Origin of the sequence: Methanobacterium aggregans, assembly GCF_017874455.1 — an archaeon.
GTDB classification, from domain to species: Archaea; Methanobacteriota; Methanobacteria; order Methanobacteriales; family Methanobacteriaceae; genus Methanobacterium_C; species Methanobacterium_C aggregans.
The window spans coordinates 191,835-212,979 of the sequence record NZ_JAGGLN010000003.1 but is presented as its reverse complement, the minus strand read 5'-3'; the positions used below and the strand labels follow the sequence as shown (position 1 = coordinate 212,979).

Sequence of the window (21,145 nt, the reverse complement as noted above, 5' to 3'; positions counted from 1 at the left end):
AAATAAAAGAACTTAAAAATAGGTTACAAGTTTTAACTTATAAAGTATAAGTTATAAGTGATTAACTAATAAGAAATAAGTTATAACTTATAAGTTATAACACTTTTTTAAAGTCCTTCCTCCTCAAACACTTCCCAGAGATCCGGGTACTTCTCCTTCACAGCATCCTCAATTAGGGCAGAAGCTTCCTTACTTATACTGAAGGCGGGTTTTGTTTTACGTAGATACCTTAAAACTGCTGCAGACTTTGCAGACCAGAGTGAAATCCTTGGATTTTTAGCAACCTCTGCCATGACCTCCCCAAGGAGCTGTGAATCCACATCAAAATCTTCGGCAGGGCTTTCGGGTTGTTTTTTTACCCTCTGACTTTTTTTGGCCTGTACATTCTCAGGAGTTTTACTGACAGTTTTTGCCCCGGGCTTTGCAGAACTCTTTCCTGATGTTCTGCTTTTTTTGGCTGCAAGGGTTTTTTTCCTTTGATGAGAAGTTTCCTTCTTCAGGATTTCAGTTTCCAGTTCCTCCTGCTTTTCCTCTTCAGGTTCTTCTGCAGGTTGTGTTCTTATGAGAGCATCCAGACCCCTTCCAAGGGCGCTTTCCCTTTTCTTTTTCTGGCTCATTTATTATCCTCCGTGCCCTCAAGCTGGATTATTTCCCCTGCAAGTTTCAGGTAGGCCTTGGCTCCGCTGCTCTCTGCATCGTAGGTTATGCATGACTCTCCAAAGCTTGGGGCCTCTGCAAGTTTAACGTTGCGGGGAATGGTTGTTTTGAAGATGTTTTCAGTCTGTCCAAAGTACTCCTTGACGTTGCTGTAAACCTCCCTTCCAAGACGGGTTCTTGAATCGTAGAGCGTTATTAAAATACCTTTGATTGGTGCTGGACTTCTGAGTCTGCTTTCAACAAGTTCAATTGTTTTCATGAGATCTGCTATTCCCTCAAGTGCGTAGTACTCGGCCTGTATTGGTATGATAACGCTGTCTGCAGCAACAAGACTGTTAAGGGCGAGGATTCCAAGGGATGGAGGCACATCTATGAATATGTAGTCGTAGCTTGATGAAACACCGTCCACCGCCATGTCCAGTATGGTGTGGTATCCCACCTCTTTGCTTAATTCAACCTCGGCACCGCTTAAAGATATGTTGCTGGGTACAACGTCCAGTCCCGACATGTCTGTACCCATTATTGCACCCCCAAGGGGAATATCTCCAGTTAAAACATCATATATTGTCCTTTCAGTGGTTCTCTTGTCCACACCCAAACCCATGGTTGCATTACCCTGTGGGTCCATATCTATTACCAAAACTTTCCTTCCAAACTGTGCAAGTGCTGCAGATAAGTTCACAGCAGTTGTTGTTTTACCGCACCCGCCTTTCTGATTCAGTATAGCAATTATTTCAGCCATGTAATTCTTCCTCCAAAACGATTTTTCAGTAGTTATAAGTTCTAAAGTATAAGTTATAAGTTATAATATAAATAATTTTTTGAAAATTAGAGGCATGAATCACACTTAAATCAAAAATCTAGACTTAAAATAAGATTAAAAAAATTAAAAAAATCATAGAATGAAAGTAGTTATTTAGTAGGATGAAAGATTGTGAAAGTTAAACTGTAAAAATATTTTATCCCAAATATTCCAAGTAAAAATAATAAAAATCCTTAAAAAAGTTTGAGAATTGAGTTTGAAAACTCTTATGTCTTCTTATACTCCTTAAAAGTCTCAGGAAACCTTCTTAAAAGAAAATCTAAAACCCCACGGTTCTCAAGGTCTTCTATAACCTTTTTCTGAAGCTCCAGGTCATTCCTTGCATAATCAAGCTGTTTCTTGGTGACCTGAACCCTGTGATCAAGCTTCAGATTTTTGTTTGTGAGTTCATCCAGTTTACCCAATTTCAAACTTATATCCTTAAGTTCCAACTCTTTAACCCGTTCCTCAAGGATTTTTTTCTCATCTATCCTGTCCTGAAGCATTGCATATTTATCCTGAAGTTTCTCCCTCAGCTCCTGTATCTCAGATTCCTTCTGTTTCAGTTTAAACTCAAGTCCCTCTATGATCGCTTCGTAATCCTTATTTTTCCCCATAAAACCTTCTCCACATAACTCAGGAATTTCTGTTTAATTGATATGCAATGCAGGTTCATTTAATTTATGCTTCGCTGCAAGTTAATCTATAAAAAAATCCAAAAAATGTGATAACCCCTTTCAGCACAGCAAAATTATTGAATTTTGTAGTTATGGGGTGTGCGATATGCATAGAACATCGACCTGAATATCGCAACCAATGGATCCTATTAAATTATTAATTTTAGCATCAATTAAAATGAAGGATTGCATTTAATTCATATTTTAGAGAATATATACTGTAATATACGTTAAGAAGGAATTCTGAAGTAAAATTGATTATTTTATTGAATCTGGTGCGTTAGAATTCAGACAAAACCTACTTATGAAAATTAGTATTCAAATTGTTATTTCACTTTTATAAAAATAATCATTTAATTTTAAAAATAAAAAAAGAAAGAGTTTTAGAATTTAATGACTTAAAAAGGTTTAATATTAAAAATTAACCCTTTTAGCCAGTTTCATTGGTAAAGGAAGTTTCCTGAACGGCATTCCCTTGGTTTCATCGTGGATCCTCTGAACAAGCTCTTCAACTGTTGTTTCAAGTTTTTCATTGGTTTCACGGATGTTCACAGTGATTTTACCACCATCAAGCTCTTTATCACCAATAACAATAACGTAAGCTGCCCACTCTTTTCCAGCGTTCCTTATTTTTTTACCCACTGTTTCATGGCGGTCGTCAAGATCCACCCTTATGTTGTGGGCCTTGATCTCCTCTGCAAGGTTAAGTGCAAATTCTGTGTGGCGTTCTGCTATTGGTATAACACGTACCTGGGTTGGTGTGAGCCATACTGGGAGCATTGGTGGTTTTTCATCCATTTCAATGGCAGTTTTCTCAAGTAAACTGCATATAACCCTTTCAACACTTCCTGTTGGACTGCAGTGAAGTATTATTGGGTTCACTTCCTCTTCGTTCTCGTCTATGTAGGTTATTCCAAACCTTTCACCACTTTCCACATCTATCTGGATGGTTGGGTTTTCTATTGGCCTTCCAAGATAGTCCATGGCTGCAAAGTCCATTTTAGCTATCCAGTAATGTTTTCTCTCAGGCAGGATCTCCATTAGAACTGGTTTGCCTATCTTTTCAGATGCCCTGTAAACCCATTCCTTGTTTTCCTCGAAGAAGTCCCTGGTTGCCCTCATTATGACCTCGTAGTTCACTCCAAGGTCAAAGCCTGTCTGTTTGCACATGTCGATCTGGCCCTCGAATTCCTCCATGGAATGTTTAACATCCCTGCAGACAGTGTGAAGATCAGGCATGGTGAATCCCCTGAGTCTTTTAAGTCCAACAACCTCTCCCTTCTTCTCCAACCTGAAACTGTAGGTTGAAAGTTCGTACATTCCCACTGGAAGGTTTTTCCATGTTAGGAAGGAGTCTGAAAGTATTCTAAAGGCTCCGAAGCAGCAGGCGTATCTGAGCATGAGTTCCTTGTTTTTGGTTCCCATTCTGTACTGGCGTTCACCGAATTTCTCTGCGTGCACCCTTATTGCATCATCTGCAAGGTCGTACATGATTGGGGTTTCAACTGGCATTGCTCCCCTTTCTGTTACGAGGTTGTAAACGTAGTCTGCAAGAAGATCCCTTACGAGTCTGCCCTTAGGGTACCAGCGCAGATGTCCAACATCTGCTGATGGCTCGTAGTCTGCAAGTGATTTTTCCCTCATGAGCCTGACATGGGGGGGTTCCTCTCCTGAGGATTCCAGTTTTCCAAGTTCGTAGCCCACGAGTTTTTCAAAGTCCCCATTTTCATACTGGAATTCATCTGGGTCAATGAGTTCTCCATTCTGGAATATGTAGAACTGTGATTTTTCTCCCTCAGCTTTTTCATCATCCTCTTTCTGGACCTTTTCAGCTGTGATGGTTCTTGAAAGCTCTGAGAGCGGGTGTCCCTTGCATGAAACTTCAAAGGATTTGTACCATCCAAATGGAACCCTCTGAACTTTGATACCTTTACCCTCTAAAGCAACCTCCATTCCCTGAAGTATGGTTTTTGCAGCATCTGGTGAGCTTAAAGATGAACTTAAATGCGCGTATGGGTATATAACCACATTTTCTGCTTTTACCTTGTTTAAGATGTCTTCAACCTCTAGAACTGCATTTTCAACCACTGTTTCAGGTTCTTTTTCATCTTCCTTCTCTACTGCTGTGAAAACAACGAGTGAATCCTTAAATTCGCCTTTTTTCTGTTCATCTTCTATTTTTTCTGCTATCCTGGTTTTTGACTTTGTTTTGTACTTCAAATAATCAGAATGAATCAAAAGTATCCTCATTTAACCACCTATTAATTACTCTAGAATAAAATTCATTAGCATGTTATTTATAAACTATTTGTTATTGGTTTAAGTGACTTATCAATGCTTCCATCGGCAGGAGGAAAACATTGAAGGTGCTTTCCTTAAATTTTAAAATCGTTTAAATTGCTTTAAATTATCTATAAAAGATTCTTTTTGGGGTTAATTTTATTTATTTTATTTAAAAGGTTTTTCAGCAGTCGTTGATTCAATTTCTGAATGATTTTTAAGAAGCCCTTTGAAAAAAATAGCACATTGTGCTGTTTAAAACATTTCAATAACTTTGCTCTAAAATAGTTTTTTAATTCAATCTACCCTTTTTTTAAGTATTTCAACAAAATTTATAGGCACATGGGAACGAATGATCTTGAATTTAATTGAGTACTCCATGGTATTATCCCAGAATAATTTTGGGGAAGGAAGTTTAATAAGAGTCAAGGATAATAAAAAATCATTGTTGAACGTTATAAAGATCTGAAGGGATCAGAGTAATACATGTTTTAATTTTGAAGATCTACAAAAAAGGCATATAAATGTTATAAATCTGATAAGAATTGAATAAACCCGCGGTGATTTAATGAGAAGTGACACTATTAAAAAAGGTCTGGAAAGAACCCCTCACAGGTCCCTTTTAAGGGCTTGTGGATTGACGGATGTTGATATGGACAAACCATTCATAGGTGTGGCCAACAGTTTCACAGAAATTGTTCCAGGACACATTCACCTTGATAAAGTTGCAAATGCAGTTAAAAAAGGCATAACTGATGCTGGAGGCGTTGCATTTGAATTCAACACCATGGCTATCTGTGATGGAATTTCAATGAACCACGAAGGTATGCGATACTCACTGGCCTCAAGGGAGATAATAGCGGACACAGTTGAGAGCATGGCAATGGCCCATCAGTTCGATGCCCTGGTGCTCATCCCAACCTGTGACAAAATCGTTCCTGGAATGTTGATGGCAGCTGCACGCCTTGACATACCTGCAATCGTTGTCACTGGAGGACCAATGCTTCCAGGTGAATTTCATGGTGAACCAGTTGACTTCATAAATGTTTCTGAAGGAGTTGGTGCTGTTTTGTCCGGTAAAATGTCCGCTGAAGATTTGGATGAGCTTGAAAGATGTGCATGTCCTGGTGCAGGATCCTGTGCAGGTCTTTTCACAGCCAACACCATGGCATGTGTAACAGAAGCCCTAGGAATGAGCTTAACCGGATGTGCAACTGCACACGCTGTTTCAGAGAAGAAAATGAGGATTGCAGAAGCTTCTGGACGAAAGATAGTGGAACTTCTTGATAAAAACGTCACCCCCTCCATGATCATGACACAGGAAGCATTTGAAAATGCTGTGGCTGCTGATCTGGCACTTGGAGGGTCAACTAACAGCACACTACACATTCCGGCAATTGCAAGTGAATTGGAAGATAAAGGTGTGAAGGTTAACCTGGATCTCTTCGAGGAATTTAGCCATAAGATCCCTCACCTAACAGCAATAAGACCCGGTGGATCCCACAGAATGCTGGATCTGGAGAATGCGGGCGGAATACCTGGAGTTTTAAAGGCTTTAGGGGATAAGTTAAACGTTGATGTTCTAACATGCACTGGAAAAACCCTTGAGGAGAACATCACAGATGTTGAAGTTCTCGACCCTGAGGTCATACATTCCATTGATGATCCAATACATGAAGAAGGCGGAATAGCAGTTTTAAAGGGGAATATTGCACCTAAAGGTTCTGTTATTAAGCAAGCGGCAGTTGATCCTGATATGTTTGTGCATGAAGGTCCTGCAAAGGTTTTCAACAGTGAAGAGGAGTGTGTGGAAGCCATCACATCTGGAAAGATCGTTGAGGGTGACGTGATCGTCATCAGATACGAGGGACCCAAGGGGGGTCCTGGAATGCGTGAGATGCTCAACCCAACTTCTGCAATATCAGGCATGGGCCTAAAATCCGTTGCACTCATAACAGATGGAAGATTCTCTGGAGGTACAAGAGGACCATGCATCGGCCACATTTCACCAGAAGCAATGGCAAACGGACCAATAGCTGCCATTCGCGATGGGGACATTATAAAGATTGATATAACCCAAAGGAAGCTCGATGTTCTACTGGAAGATGATGAAATTGAACAACGACTAAAAGAAGCTGTAAAGCCTGATAGAAAGGTTAAAGGCTGGCTTTCAAGGTACATGAAACTTGCAACCTCTGCAGATAGGGGAGCAGTTCTCAGATAGATGAGAGTTGTTAAGGTGGAACCATGTCAGATAAAAAGGAGATAATAAGCTACATCGCCATAATAATCATAGGAATCATTCTAGCCCAGCACATGAACGTGGTGGTTTCAGGAAGTATGGAACCTGTTTTTTACAGGGGAGATATTGTTGTAATCGAAAAAACAGATTTCTTAGGATTACAGGAACTGAATGCAAATGATTTGAAGGTTGGAGATATTGTTGTCTACCATGCCACATGGTTCAATGAACCTGTGATCCACAGGATCATTCAGATCAACCAGACATCCAATGGTACCAAGTACTTCGTTATCAAGGGGGACAACAACCCAGTTCCAGACCCTGCAGTCGTGTATCCTAACCAGATCGTTGCAAAGGTTGTAACCATCGGCAAAAATCCCTTGGTTATACCGAGAATAGGATACATAACTATTTGGATAAGGGGATTGTAATTTAAACCCTTATAACTAATTTTTTTATTAATTCGTGGTTTTTGCTCTTTTTAAGTTTTTATGGATCATAATTTTAAATGAGGGGTTGAATAAACTAAAACTTGAAAAACAGTTTTGGATAATATGATCTGAGGATCCATATCAATTCTTAATTAAAGATTGTTGTTTATTGCAAGATCACTGATTATTGGAATTACTAAAAAAAAATTAGAAAATAATTAATAAAAAAAGAATTCAAGTTTAAAAGTTAAAAATAATCGTTTTAAGATTTATAGGTGAATTTATGTACAGAATTCTGGAAAAAGAAGCAGTTAACGCGTTAAAAAATGCAGTCGGTGCCCTGGGATGGGAACTGCCTGATAAAATAAAGGTTGAAGAACCACCAAGCCCCGACATGGGCGATGTTGCAAGTTCCATTGCCTTTCAACTTGCAAAGGAACTTAAAAGGTCTCCAATGGAAATAACCCAGGAGGTACTTGGAAAAATTGAAACCCCATCCATTTTTGAGAAGGTGGAATCCAAGGGACCCTACATAAACTTCTTTGCAGACTACGAAAAGTTTTCAAAACTGGTTTTAGAGTCTTTAGATGAGGATTATGGAACCCTTGAATCAAAAAACACTAAAATAATCCTGGAACACACTTCAGCAAATCCAAACGGACCCCTTCACATCGGACATATACGTAACTCCATAATAGGCGATTCTTTAACGAGAATACTCCAAAAAGCGGGTTACAAGGTCGAAACACAGTACTACGTCAATGATATGGGTCGACAAATAGCCATGATAGTCTGGGGACTCTTAAACCTTGATTATGAGATGGATGAAACTGGAAAATCCGACCATGAAATTGGAAAGCTTTACTTCAATGTAAACGAGGTTATGCGTGCCAAACCGGAACTTAAAGGGGAGATCAACGGCATACTCAAGAAGTACGAGAAGGGAAATGATGAAAAACTGGAAGAACTCTTTAAAGGCGTTGTGGAAAAATGTGTCCAGGGTATAAAAACAACATCAGAACGTTTGAATGTTCACCACGATGCATTCGTATGGGAGAGCACCTTCATAAAAAATGGAGACGTTGCAAGTATTTTAAAATCCCTTGAAGGTCGTATAAAAACCAACGAGGTTCCTTACCTGGACCTTGAGGAGTATGGAATAGATAAAGAGCTGATACTTGCAAGATCAGATGGAACATCATTGTACGCCACAAGGGACCTTGCATATCACCTTTACAAATCCAATAACTCTGATAAGATGGTTGACGTGCTTGGATCTGACCATAAACTTGCAGTGAAACAGTTAAGCATTGTTCTGGAGATGATCGGAGGTAAAGCGCCGGAGGTCATATTCTACGAGTTCATAACATTACCAGAGGGATCAATGTCCACAAGGCGCGGTGTTTTCATCAGCGTGGATGACCTGATGGATGAAGCCGTTGAAAGGGCAATGAAGGAGATCGAAGCCAGAAGATCCGATCTTACAGATGATGAAAAGACTGAAATCGCAGAGAAAGTGGGAATTGGAGCTATAAGGTATTTCATAGCACGTTTATCTCCTGAAAAGCATATAGTATTTAAATGGGATGAAGCCCTGAGCTTTGAACGTGGCTGTGCATCCATACAGTACTCCCATGCCCGTGCATGCAAACTTCTGGAGAAGGCAGGCATTTCAGAGGCTGTTGATCCATCTGCTGTGGAGGATTGGGTTCTTGAAGATCCCGCTGAAATTGAACTTGTTAAGATCATGTCCAAGTTCACAAATGTTATAGAGGAATCTGCACGTATAAACAGGGTCCATCCGGTTGCACAGTACGCTATGGACCTTGCAGGTGCCTTCAATAAGTTCTACAAATCCGTTCCGGTTATTGGATCTGATAAAGAGGATTTAAGACTTTTAATTGTGGATAAGGCCAGAATAACCATCAGGAACTCCCTGGAACTTATGGGAATTGATGCTCCAGATTCAATGTGAGTTGATCCCATTCAATTTTTTTTAATTCAATTTTTTGTGTGCTTTTTCATCCACTTTTTTAGTTAAAATGAGTTTTTTTTCAATTTATTCGTTTAATTCGTTTTTTATTTTAAAGTAAAAAATCAATGCTTAGATTTAAATAATGATTATAATCAATATTTTCATGTTATTTTTAAAAAATAGCCTGATAAAGTATTATTAAATAAAAATATTAATTTTAATGTAAAATGAGTTTAAACACTGCAAAAAGGGGGGGGTTAAAAAAGGAAGTTTTAATCAACCCTTTCAGCGAATAAAAATTTGTAAGTTTGCGGAACTTGTTCCGCTTTTTAAAGGTTATTTGAAGGGGATATTTTGATCAACCCTTTTTTAAAAGGTTGTTAGAAGGTTGTAGAGCACAGCCTTCTGTGTGTGCATCCTGTTTTCTGCCTGATCCCATATAACAGATTCCGGGCTGTTTATAACTTCATCGGTTATTTCCTGTCCCCTGATTGCAGGAAGACAGTGCATCACTATTGCATCGTCCTTTGCATGTTTAAGGAAGTCTGTGTTGACTTGATAGTCCTTGAAGTCTTCTTCACGTTTTGAAGCTTCTGCCTCATCCCCCATGCTCACCCAGACATCGGTGTAAACAACATCTGCATCTTTAAGTCCTTCCTGAATATCAGATGTTATTTCTATGTTAGATCCTGTGTTTTTGGCGAATTCCTGGGCTTTTTTGAATATTTCCATGTCTGGTTCGTAACCTGAAGGGCAAACAGCAGTCATGTCCATTCCAACCAGTGCAGCTGCAAGGAGCAGTGAGTTACAGACATTGTTTCCATCCCCCACAAATACCAGTTTAACCTTGTAGGTGCCCTTGTGTTCGTGTATCGTTAGAAGATCTGTAAGGGCCTGGCATGGATGTTCCTTATTTGTTAGTCCATTTATAACAGGTACGTTGGAGTACTCTGCAAATTTAAGGACATCATCATGTTCCTTAGCCCTTATCATGACCCCATCAACGTATCTGGTCATTGCCCTTGCTGTGTCCTCGATTATTTCTCCACGACCAAGCTGCAGGTCGTCTGCAGATAAGTATAGGCCGCTTCCACCCATATGGAACATGGCCACCTCGAAGGAGACCCTCGTCCTTGTTGATGCCTTTTCAAATATCATTGCAAGGGTTTTATCCTTCAGTGGGTGTCCCATTATAGGGTCTTTTTTAAATTTTGCAGCATTTTCAAGAATCTCGAATATGCTGTCCTGTGCATCTGTAACTGATAAAAGATGTTTCATTAACGTTCATCCCCAAAAAACCATATGGTGTTCCTTTTTAGATCTTAACTTATCTGTAAAACCTTTATTTAAAGTTTGTGTAAAAATTTTCTTGCAGATAATACTATTTTTTAAAAGCATTCCATTGAATCTACAAAAATTAATGGGTTCATTCCCCAAATTCCATCTTCAAAACACGTTCTATGCAGTCAATATCCTCTTCCAGCTTCTCCAGCTGAATTTCAATTGTCATGACTGCCTCGGACTGCAGCATCCATTTGTACAGAGCTTCCTCATTTTCAGTATCCTTCCATTCCCTTTGAAACTCCAAGGCCATTCTTTTAGATTCAGAAAGTTGTTTCAATAGTTTTTCATGTTCACCCATGTTTTCGTTGAGAAGTTCTGTGATCCCTGCTTTTATTTCCCTTTGAATCTGGTTTTTCAGGGACAGAAATTGGTGTTCCTTCTCAAGGCCATGAACTTCCAGTTCACTGATCCTACGATCCAGACCCTGAATTTCCAGTAAAAGATCCTTTATTTCATTTATAGATTGGTTTTCTGGAGTTTCTGGAAATTTCTGTATTTCATAGGGTTGCATATCCTTTAGAATTAGTTCCCTCTTGGCTGTATCCTTCTGCTTCTCAATTGAAGCCATTTCCATCTGAATATCCACAATTTTACAGCCCAGATCTTCTATAAGCTGGCAGTTTTTAAGTCTTTTTAGATACAACCTTTCAGTGACCATTTTTAATCTCACCGGAATTTTTCCGAATTTGTAGGACTTCATGGATATTATGAAGCTTTTATAATTTATGCCTTTATGAATTTCCTAGGGATTAGATGGATCTGCTTTTAAGTCGAAATTCATTTAAAAAAAATAGATGGAAATTTTAATTGATTTTAATTGAATAATTACAGATTTACTGACCTAGAATTTCTTCCATGTGCTTCATCCGTTTTTCTATGAGGGCAGCGGTTCCAACATCCTTCCTGTGGTAAACATCACCCTTAACAAATCCTGTGACACTTTCACAGATTTCTTCAGCCTCTTCTATGCTGTCACCGATTCCAACCAGTCCCAGTGCCCTTGAAGCAGATGTGTATATTTTACCATCCTGCTGGTTCACTGCTGCGTAGTAAACCCTTGCACCTGCAGCTTCTATTGCTGCTTCATCCACCTGCAGCACAGTTCCTCCCTGGGCCGTTTCAGGGTATCCGTTCGGCACCAGGTACTTGCAGACTGTTGCCTTCTTCTTGAAGTCTGCTCCCTTAAGGTTTCCATCAACTATTCCCTGGCATATGTCCACGAAGTTTGATTTGAGTAAGGGTAGCACGTTCATTGCCTCAGGATCACCGAAACGTGCATTGTACTCCACGAGTTTGGGGCCGTCCCTGCAGAGCATGAACTGACCGTATAAAATTCCCTTGTAAGGCCCAACCTCATCTTTTATGGCCTTAACTGTGTCCTGCATTATTTTAACAGATTCATCATAATTTTTACCGTCTAAAAATGGCAGTAAACCGTCATTGTTTGAGTATGATCCCATTCCCCCAGTTATTGGGCCTTGATCTCCCTCGTAGGCATGAGGGTGGTCCTGTGCTGCAGGCATTGGAACAACCCTGTCCCCATCAACGAAGGCCTGAACTGTGAATTCTTCACCCACAAGTTTCTCCTCTATCACAACGCTTGCGTATCCACCAATTTTGTTGTCTATTATCTCTTTGACGTAATTTTTTGCAGCTGAAGCGTCCTCAAGGTGTTCTCCCATGATCTTAACACCCTTACCCCCTGTGAGTCCAACCGGCTTTATTACTACGTCTTCTCCAAACTCTTCTATGAAATCTCCGGCTTCTTGGCTGTTGTGAAAGACCCTGTAGACAATTGATCCACCTATTTTGTGTTCCTCGAAGAGGTTCCTCATGAATGCCTTATCAGTTTCTATCCTTGCTGCTTCCCTGGTTGGACCAACACATCCTATTCCTTCAGCTTGAAGTGCGTCAACTATTCCATTTTCAAGGGGTGCTTCAGGCCCTATTACAGCTATGTCTATTTTGTTGGAGAGGGCGTATTTCTTAACGGCCTCTATGTCGTTCTCATTTGAAATCTGAAATTTTGATATTCTGGCTATTCCAGGGTTCTTTTTACTCATTATCGAGTGAAGTTCAGCATTATTTTCAAGTGCCCTACATATGGCATGTTCCCTTGCTCCGGTTCCTACAACAAGAATTTTCATGATCATAATCCTCCTTTGTTAAACATTAAATCTGTACCCTTATAAAAATAAATGTTCCAGATTAAAACCCCAATTTAAACGTTTATTTTTCTCATTATCTTGATTATGAAGAATATTTCTTTAATTTAATTGTAAAATGAGTTTAAATATTTAAAATATTTATGTGGTACGTGAAATCTAGTAAAAATATATTAAAAAAGAGTGTTTTATTAGGAAAAAATGTTAATTTTAAAAGCTTTTTTCTATTTAATCGGTTTTACTAAAAATAAGTCAAAAATGTAATGATAAATCACACTTAAAAGGATCTTAATAAAAATTAAATGGAAGGTTTTGGAAGGGAATGTTTCATGGGAACACTGAAGCCAATTCTTTGATTTCAGTCCTGAATATCCAAAACCACAATTAATTGGCGCTTAATCTACCTGTTTACCTGCATCTGGACCTGGTTGAACTGAGTAAATCTCTTCAACCTTCATGAGAATGGCGGCCTTTGGTTGGAGCTTTGTCATGACGTTTGTGGCCCATTCAACTGCTTCATCGAATATCTTCCCGGATTCAAATATTTCAACCTTGCCCTTGAACTGGTAGGGGCATTTTTTAGCATCTTTAACTACCAGTGCTGCTTCCGGGTTCTTTTCCAGGTTTTCATGGGTTTTGTGCATGTAGTTGTCCACAATGAGTATGCTCTTACTGTCCAAAGGTTTTGCAAATCCTATTGGAACCACGTTTGGCACACCATCCTGTGTTGATGTTGCAAGAAAAACCAGGTCATTCTCTACTGCTTTCATCATTTCATCTGTCATAACCATTTAAAACACCTCATGATAAATTAAAGAATTCAAATAATATAAATCTTTTGATTAAATGATTTTTAGGACTATTTTTAGTTTTGTAATGGATATTATTCTATTTTAAGAGAAAAAAATTGTTTAAATTGGTTAAAAATTGCATTTGGCCCCTATTAAAACCCAAATTTTTGGCATCATCCCTTCAATAAAAGGTAATATATACATCTAAACTCAATGATGAAATTAGTTAGAATTGATTGGGTCTTTTTTATCCAGTTGAATATCATAGTTCATCTGGATATCATTGGTTGACTATCAATTTAAAAGATCCGAATCGAATTAACGAATGAAATGAATAAATGAATTATTAAAAGGTGTTTTTATGAAGGGTGGCGAAGCCATAATCAAATCACTCACAGATCAGGGAGTAGACGTTGTTTTCGGATACCCCGGAGGGGTTCTACTTCCATTGTACGATGTAATATACGACTCAGACCTGAAACATATACTTGTAAGACATGAACAGTGCGCAGCCCACGCAGCAGATGGATATGCAAGGGCATCTGGAAAAGTAGGAGTATGTATTGGAACATCTGGTCCAGGGGCCACAAACCTGGTTACAGGAATTGCAACTGCATACATGGATTCTTCTCCTGTACTGGCAATTGCAGGACAGGTATCAACCCCACTGATTGGTAACGATGCTTTTCAAGAGGTTGACACCCTTGGAATGACAATGCCCATTACCAAACACAACTTCCAGGCCATGCACGCCGATGAAATACCCGGACTGATAAAATCAGCATTTTACATAGCAGGAACCGGGCGTCAGGGCCCTGTCCTATTGGATCTTCCTAAGGATGTTCAGGAGGAGGATTTTGACTTTGAGAAGGCCAGAGTAATGGAACTTCCAGGGTACAAGCCCACAAAAAAGGGACACCCCTTACAGGTGAAAAGAGCTGCTGAGCTCATTTTAAGTGCTGAAAAACCAGTTATACTTGCAGGTGGAGGAGTTATACTATCCGGAGCATCTGAAGAGCTCTTAAAACTTGCAGAAATCATCAACGCCCCGGTTTCAACCACTTTAATGGGAAAGGGGACCTTTCCTGAAGACCATCCATTATCCCTTGGAATGCTGGGTATGCACGGAAGAAAAAGCTCTAACTTCGTTGTGGACGACTGTGACTGCCTCATAGCAGTTGGATGCCGGTTCTCCGACAGAACAACCGGTTCAGTTCCAAAATTTGCTAAAAACGCGAAGATAATCCATATCGATGTTGATCCTGCAGAGATCGGTAAAAATGTGGATATAAACGTTCCAATAGTTGGTGACGCAAAGATCGTCATGGCAAGCCTGATAAAAACCATAACTCAGGCCAAAAATCCGGGTCAAAACACCATGGCTTGGAGAAAACACGTTGTGAACTTTAAAAAGACTTGTATGCCTCGTTTATCATTTGATGACATTCCACTAAAACCTCAGCAGGTTATAAAGGAAATATCAGAAGCAGTTACTGATGATACCATTGTTACAACGGATGTTGGTCAGAACCAGATGTGGATGGCTCATTACTTCACATCAAAAATTCCAAGAACCTTCCTTTCATCAGGGGGCCTTGGAACCATGGGTTTCGGATTCCCGGCTGCAATAGGTGCAAAGGTTGCAAAACCTGATACTGATGTTGTTGCTGTCTGTGGAGACGGAGGATTTTTAATGGTCTGTCAGGACCTTGCAACCATCAAGGAATATGATATCCCTGTTGTTGTATGTGTTCTTGACAACAGGTACCTTGGAATGGTTGCTCAGTGGCAGAAGCTCTTCTACAACGAGAGAATGTCCCACACAGACCTTGGAGAAGTGCCTGATTTCGTGAAACTTGCAGAAGCATTTGGAATTAATGCTGAAAGGGTTGAAAAACCAGGAGAAGTTCGTGAAACCCTTAGAAATGCCCTGCTTGCAGATGAACCTGCACTCATCGATGTTGCAATTGATCCTGAGGAGATACTGCCAATGGTCCCCCCAGGATGTGGTTTAACAGAGATAGTTGGGGAGTACAAGGTTGCAAGGGAAAATCCAGGGGAGATACCCTACAGGCCACAGGTAAAGGAAGGTGGTGATTAATATGGATGAACAGAGAACCCATATAATAAGTGCCCTGGTCCTTCACAAGCCAGGTGTCCTGCAGAGGGTTGCTGGACTCTTCACAAGAAGGGGATTCAACATAGAAAACATCACAGTTGGAACTTCTCAGCAGAAAGACCTTGCACGCATGACCATAATTGCCAAAGGTGATGAAAAGGTCCTGGAACAGATAACAAAGCAGCTGAACAAGTTGATTGAGGTCATTAAGGTCCGGGATCTGGATCCTGAAAGCACAGTTGAAAGGGAGCTGTGCCTCATAAAGGTCCACACACCCACAGAAAGGGTCAGATCAGAGGTTATACAGTACGCAAACATTTTCAGAGGCCGAATCATTGATGTGAGTCCTGAAAATATAACCATTGAAATCACGGGAGATCCTGACAAAATAGAGGCATTGATCGATCTTCTGAGAACCTTTGGAATCAAAGAGATAGCCAGAACAGGACCCACAGCAATGTCACGCGGTAACAAGACCATGTAGATTTTTTTAAGGGACTTTATCCCCTAAAAAATATTTTTTTATTTTTATTTTAATTTATAAGGATTAAAAAGGCTTATAATAGCTTCATAAGGAAAAATAGAGTGAATCTAAGGGTTTTGGCATGTCCATGATAAACTTTATAAATCCATCCATTAAATAATAGACCAGAATTAATTTTCTAACCTAGTGTTAAAAATCTAATGTTGAACTTCAATGGGTTGAACATTCCATTTCTAACATTCACTGAATTTCTAAAACAGGAGGAATTGTAGATGAAGATGTATTACGATAAAGACGTAGATTCAAGCGTCTTAAAAGATAAAACCGTTGCTGTAATAGGTTACGGAAGCCAGGGAATGGCACAGTCAAGAAACATGGCAGACAGCGGGTTAAACGTTGTTGTCGGTCTTAGAAAAGACGGTAACTCATGGAAAGCTGCATCAGATGTAGGTATGGAAGTCATGACTGTTGAAGATGCTGCAGAACAGGCTGATGTAATACACGTACTCATACCTGATGAAATACAGGGCAAAGTTTACCAGGAATCCATAAAAGACCATCTGGAAGAAGGAAACACCATATCATTTTCACACGGTTACAACATACACTACGGTTACATAAAACCTGCAGAAAACATCAACATAACCATGATAGCTCCAAAAGGACCAGGTTCAATGGTAAGAGAGCAGTATCTTGAAGGATTCGGAGTTCCAGGACTTGTTGCAGTTGAAAGGGATGCTACAGGAGACGCACTTCAAATAGCCCTTGCAATGGGCCAGGGAGCAGGGCTCACAAAGGGCGGTGTCCTTGAAACAACATTCAAAGAAGAAACAGAAACAGATCTTTTCGGTGAACAGGCTGTACTCTGTGGAGGAGTTACAGGACTCATAAATGCAGGTTTCCAGACCCTTGTTGAGGCAGGTTACCAGCCAGAGATCGCATACTTCGAAACATGCCATGAAATGAAACTAATCGTTGACCTGATCTACAAGAAAGGATTTGGAAACATGTGGCACGATGTAAGTAACACAGCAGAATTCGGAGGACTCATGATCAGGGACCGCATTGTAACAGATGAAACCCGTGAAGAGATGAAAAAGGTTCTTAAAGAGATTCAGACAGGCAAATTCACCAAAGAATTTGCAACTGAAAACAATGCAGGAGCCCCTATGCTCAACAGCCTCAGGAGAATTGAGGATGATCTCCAGATCGAAAAGGTTGGTGCAAAATTAAGGAAAGCCTGCGGTTTACAGAAGGACGATTAAAACTCCTTCTTTTTTTCTATTTCACATTTTTAATCCTTTAATCAAGTATGTCTAAAATTACTGCTTTTAATTTTTAAATGCTTAAATTCATTGCACAATTTATCTAATCAATTCCAGGCATTTTAATCACCAGATAAATTTAATAACTGCCTTAGATATACTTCAGCCAAATGATATTGAATTAAAACATCGGGGTGATTTTATGGTTTTTGTTGGTATGGATCACGGGACAACAGGAGTTTCATTTACAATATTAGAAGAAGAACCAGTTCATTTCAAGATTGGAAGGGAAGAACTATCATCTGGAAAAGTATCTGCCCTTGAGGAATTGTCAAAAAGGGTTGATATTGGATCCATAGATCTCATGGCCATAACCTACGCCATGGGTGATGGTATAAATGAAATAATCCCAATAGAAAATGTTAAAAATAGGGGTATAATCTCTATAGGCGGTGCCGGCAAAGTTACTGGTGGCGGAACATCTGTCTACGATGAAATTAAAAATTCAGGAGTACCAACTGTTCTCATTCCAGGACTTCATAGGAACACACCTTGTCTTGATGAAAGGTTCAGGGCAGCCTACTCCCATGCTGCAAGTCCTGAAAAGGTCAGTATATCCTACAATGCTTACCTTGAAACTGGATTCCGGAACATGATCGTTGCAGACATAAGCTCCAACAGTGTGAGCATCCTGGTTGAAGACGGGACTATAAAAGGCGCCATGGATGCTTGTGTTGGTGCTATGGGGATCATCCACGGCCCCCTGGACCTTGAGATGATCAGGGATATAGATGACGGTGAAAAAACTGCAAATGAATGTTTTTCACGTGCCGGGGCAGTTAAGGTTGCAGGTGTTGACACTAAGGTTGCCAGTGCCAAGGAGGCCATCATCAGGAAGTACCTTGAAGGCCAGAGAGAAGCTGAACTTGCCATTGAAACCATGGTCATGACAATAATCATGGAGATATGGGGCCTCAGGGGAATAGCGGATAAAATTGAGGGCATAGTGCTCACAGGTTCCATAGGTTCCATGCAGGAGCCCATTAATATCTTCCAGATGATAAAGGAGGGTGTTGAAGATATAGCGCCCGTTTTGATACTCCCTCCAACTTCAGGTTCAGTTGGAAGTGCCCAGATCGCAAAAGCTGTTTTTGAGGGTGAAAAAGATATCTTAGGTATTAAAGTTCTTGAAGCTCATTAACACCTTTTTAACTTTTTATAACTCTTTTTAAAATGATCTAAAGGACCCAATAATTCTACAGTAGAAAAAAAATTCAATTTTAAAGGTCAGTTTCAAGTGTAACGAACATATTCTAGAACACTGTGATCACCGACCATAGAAAAAATTCTACAGTAGAAATAATTTTGAGTTATAAGTTGATCTTAACTTGACCAAATCCAAGAAATCCCCTTGAAAATCCAGTTATTCCAATATTTTCCAATAAATTCTCTTAAAATATGAATGCACTATGTATGAATCTTTTAAGGAGGGGAAATAGAGTAATCAATTCCTTTTTGCGTACTCCAACTCTTTAAAAATAATTCTGAATTCCACACCGTTGGTATTATCAAGTTCAATTTTTCCTTCAAGCTGTTCAACCAAACTGTTAACCAGCTGCAGGCCCAGTGTTCCTGTATTTCTAAAGTCAAAATCTCCAGGGAACCCCTTACCATTGTCTGAAATTTTTAGAACCAGATCAGATCCTTCCCGCCTCAGAAATATGTTTATCTCACCCGCACCCTCCTCTGGAAAAGCGTGCTTAAGGGAGTTGGATATTATTTCAGTTATTATCAGACCAGAGGGAACTGCCGTGTTAATATCTACATAAATCTCATCAATATCGGTTTTTAATGCAATAATTGATGGATCTTTCAGATAAGTCTGAATGAGGTTGCCCACCAGACTCAGTATGTAGTCCTTGAATTGAATTTTGGAGAGGTCATTGGACTGGTAAAGTTTTTCATGCACCATTGCCATTGCTTTAACACGGGTCTGACTCTCCTTAAAAATTTCACGTACCTCTTCATTGTCTATGCCCCTTGATTGAAGGTTCAAAAGGCTGGATATTATCTGAAGGTTGTTTTTAACACGGTGATGTATCTCCCTGAGGAGAACCTCTTTTTCATGAAGGGATAATTTTATTTGGTCTTCTGCAATTTTTCTCTCGGTAATATCCCTTACCACGGCCATTAAATAATTTCCACCTTCTAAATTTAAATTATTTAATTTAACCTCTCCATAAAATAGCGCACCGTCCTTTTTTCTTAGTTCCCATTCAAAAACTTGGGGAATGCCATCTAATGCCCTATTTATGTATTTCAGAGCCTTTTCTCTGGATTTTTTATCCTGGTGATGGGGTGAAAAGAGGGTGTGAGGAGTTTCACCAATTATTTCCCCACGGCTTGCCCCATACATATCCAGGGTTTTTGAGTTACAATCCACAAATCTGTTATCTTTCATTATGATGATGGCATCATCTGCATTATCAAAAAGAGTTCGGTATTTCTCTTCACTTGTCCTTAAAGATTCTTCCATCTCTCTCTGTTTGGATTCAACATTCAGGTTGTGTATTGCAAATCCTATGTCCTCTGCAAGTTCCATTAAAAGTACTGCTTCCTCAGAATTAAAGGCATCAAACTCTTCAGAGTATATGGCCAGGCTCCCGTAAACCATTTTTTCATGCATAAGTGGCAAAGCAATTGAAGATGAAAACCCCCTTTTCAAAGCTTCATCTTTCCACGGCTTAAAATTAGGATCATGAATTAGGTTCCTCATGATATGTGGTTTTCGATTTTTAATGGCCATACCTGACGGTCCATTGCCTTCTGGCGAATCGTCCCAGGTTATCTCGATGGAGTCAAGGTAACCTTCTTCAAAGCCAGATGACGCTGCAGGAACAATATCAAAGTTCTCTTCATTGACCAACCCTATCCATACGAACTTAAAGTCCCTTGTTTTCCTGAGTATGTTACATACCCTTCTGAACAGTTCGTCCCTATTTTTTTCCTTAACAATAAGCTGATTCACATTACGTATGGATTTAAGTACAGAATTCAAATGTTTAACTTCTTGCTCTACCTTTTTGCGATTTGTTATATCTGTTATAAATCCTTCAAGAGATATTAATTCTCTTTTATCCGAATATATCCCACAACCCTGTTCCCAAACATACTTTTCCTTTGAATCCGCGGTTATAATTCTGTAGGTTGTTTTAAATGGTTTTTGAGAACTTACTCCCAATTGAACAACATTCCACACTTTTTCAACATCATCAGGATGTATAGTTGAGGAGTAGGAGATCTTCTTATTTTTTACAAGCTCTTTGGAGGTGTAACCCGTGAGTTCGTAGCATCCATCACTTACAAACTTCATTGTCCAGTCTTCATCATTTTTGCAGCGGTAGGCCATACCTGGAAGGTTGCTCATAAGGGTTGAAAGCTGTCTCTCAGTTTCCTGAAATCTCTCAGTTAGAAGCACCGTTACTAAACCCACCAAAATAAACATAACCCCCCTTAGAAGGTCCTCTGTAAGATTAACCCCTGAAAATGGGATCATTAAATTGCTTATAATTAAAAGTATGGCCAAAATTGAGGGTACTAGTAAACCCTTCCTTCTCCACCATATGCATGCCATTATGGTGGGAAGATAGAAAAAGTGGGTGAAAACATGACCTATACCCTGTAAATGGAAATAGTAGGTTAAAATAAAGGAACTCAACAAAAGCAGAGAAATAAAACCTATCCTGTTAAGTTCAGAACCCGAGTTCAAATCCAGTTTCATTGTAAGACTCTTTTTGATCCTTACTATTATATTTTCTGATCCTTCAGGTTGAGAATGTTCTTTCACTTGGAAATTCTAAAAAATAGTTTTTTTCATATTCAATCAAACCAATGGGCGGTTCAATGAATAATT

General features: G+C 39.5%; 16 protein-coding genes. 7 read left to right on the top strand and 9 right to left on the bottom strand.

Annotated elements, in window-relative coordinates:
* Positions 1–107: 107 nt before the first annotated feature.
* The 4 genes from J2756_RS06100 to J2756_RS06085 form a co-directional block, all read right to left on the bottom strand.
* Positions 108–617 (bottom strand): AAA family ATPase, encoded by a 510-nt coding sequence (locus J2756_RS06100; protein WP_209583637.1) that lies wholly within the window; start codon positions 615–617, stop codon positions 108–110.
* On the bottom strand, positions 614–1,399 hold the full coding sequence (locus J2756_RS06095; protein WP_209583635.1) for a ParA family protein: 786 nt from the start codon (positions 1,397–1,399) through the stop codon (positions 614–616). Before J2756_RS06095 ends, J2756_RS06100 begins: the two co-directional genes overlap by 4 nt.
* A gap of 287 nt (positions 1,400–1,686) precedes the next feature.
* Positions 1,687–2,076 (bottom strand): hypothetical protein, encoded by a 390-nt coding sequence (locus J2756_RS06090; protein ID WP_209583633.1) that lies wholly within the window; start codon positions 2,074–2,076, stop codon positions 1,687–1,689.
* A 474-nt stretch (positions 2,077–2,550) separates the two neighbouring features.
* On the bottom strand, positions 2,551–4,386 hold the full coding sequence (locus J2756_RS06085; RefSeq protein WP_209583632.1) for a threonine--tRNA ligase: 1,836 nt from the start codon (positions 4,384–4,386) through the stop codon (positions 2,551–2,553).
* A 598-nt stretch (positions 4,387–4,984) separates the two neighbouring features.
* On the opposite strand from J2756_RS06085, the gene ilvD reads away from it, so the two are divergent.
* From ilvD to argS, 3 genes are all read left to right on the top strand, one after another.
* A complete protein-coding gene (gene ilvD / locus J2756_RS06080) occupies positions 4,985–6,640 on the top strand; it encodes a dihydroxy-acid dehydratase (protein ID WP_209583631.1) in 1,656 nt (551 codons plus the stop codon).
* A gap of 23 nt (positions 6,641–6,663) precedes the next feature.
* Positions 6,664–7,089, top strand: coding sequence for a signal peptidase I (locus J2756_RS06075; protein WP_209583630.1), 426 nt, complete (start codon positions 6,664–6,666; stop codon positions 7,087–7,089).
* 283 nt (positions 7,090–7,372) lie between these two features.
* Positions 7,373–9,064: an arginine--tRNA ligase gene (gene argS / locus J2756_RS06070; protein ID WP_209583629.1), complete on the top strand. Its 1,692-nt coding sequence runs from the start codon at positions 7,373–7,375 to the stop codon at positions 9,062–9,064.
* A 369-nt stretch (positions 9,065–9,433) separates the two neighbouring features.
* Here argS and argF read toward each other — a convergent pair whose 3' ends face one another.
* The 4 genes from argF to J2756_RS06050 form a co-directional block, all read right to left on the bottom strand.
* Complete coding sequence (argF, locus tag J2756_RS06065; RefSeq protein WP_209583628.1) at positions 9,434–10,342, bottom strand: ornithine carbamoyltransferase; 909 nt, start codon at positions 10,340–10,342, stop codon at positions 9,434–9,436.
* Between the two features lie 148 nt (positions 10,343–10,490).
* Positions 10,491–11,066, bottom strand: a complete 576-nt coding sequence (locus J2756_RS06060) for a hypothetical protein (protein WP_209583627.1) — start codon at positions 11,064–11,066, stop codon at positions 10,491–10,493.
* 175 nt (positions 11,067–11,241) lie between these two features.
* Entirely contained in the window at positions 11,242–12,555 is a 1,314-nt protein-coding gene (gene purD / locus J2756_RS06055) for a phosphoribosylamine--glycine ligase (RefSeq protein WP_209583621.1), read from the bottom strand.
* 413 nt (positions 12,556–12,968) lie between these two features.
* Positions 12,969–13,364 carry a pyridoxamine 5'-phosphate oxidase family protein gene (locus tag J2756_RS06050; RefSeq protein WP_209583620.1) on the bottom strand — a complete coding sequence of 132 codons (396 nt, stop codon included), beginning with the start codon at positions 13,362–13,364 and terminating at the stop codon, positions 12,969–12,971.
* Positions 13,365–13,725: 361 nt separating this feature from the next.
* Between J2756_RS06050 and J2756_RS06045 the strand changes: the two genes are divergently transcribed.
* The 4 genes from J2756_RS06045 (at position 13,726) to J2756_RS06030 (ending at position 18,433) form a co-directional block, all read left to right on the top strand.
* Entirely contained in the window at positions 13,726–15,465 is a 1,740-nt protein-coding gene (locus J2756_RS06045; protein WP_209583619.1) for an acetolactate synthase large subunit, read from the top strand.
* 1 nt (position 15,466) lies between these two features.
* Entirely contained in the window at positions 15,467–15,967 is a 501-nt protein-coding gene (ilvN, locus tag J2756_RS06040; RefSeq protein WP_209583618.1) for an acetolactate synthase small subunit, read from the top strand.
* 272 nt (positions 15,968–16,239) lie between these two features.
* The gene (gene ilvC / locus J2756_RS06035; RefSeq protein ID WP_209583617.1) at positions 16,240–17,232 is read left to right on the top strand and encodes a ketol-acid reductoisomerase; all 993 of its coding nucleotides are present in this window, start codon (positions 16,240–16,242) and stop codon (positions 17,230–17,232) included.
* Between the two features lie 202 nt (positions 17,233–17,434).
* Complete coding sequence (locus tag J2756_RS06030; protein ID WP_209583615.1) at positions 17,435–18,433, top strand: methanogenesis marker 12 protein; 999 nt, start codon at positions 17,435–17,437, stop codon at positions 18,431–18,433.
* A gap of 303 nt (positions 18,434–18,736) precedes the next feature.
* Here J2756_RS06030 and J2756_RS06025 read toward each other — a convergent pair whose 3' ends face one another.
* A complete protein-coding gene (locus J2756_RS06025; protein ID WP_209583613.1) occupies positions 18,737–21,079 on the bottom strand; it encodes a histidine kinase dimerization/phosphoacceptor domain -containing protein in 2,343 nt (780 codons plus the stop codon).
* Between the last annotated feature and the right edge of the window lie 66 nt (positions 21,080–21,145).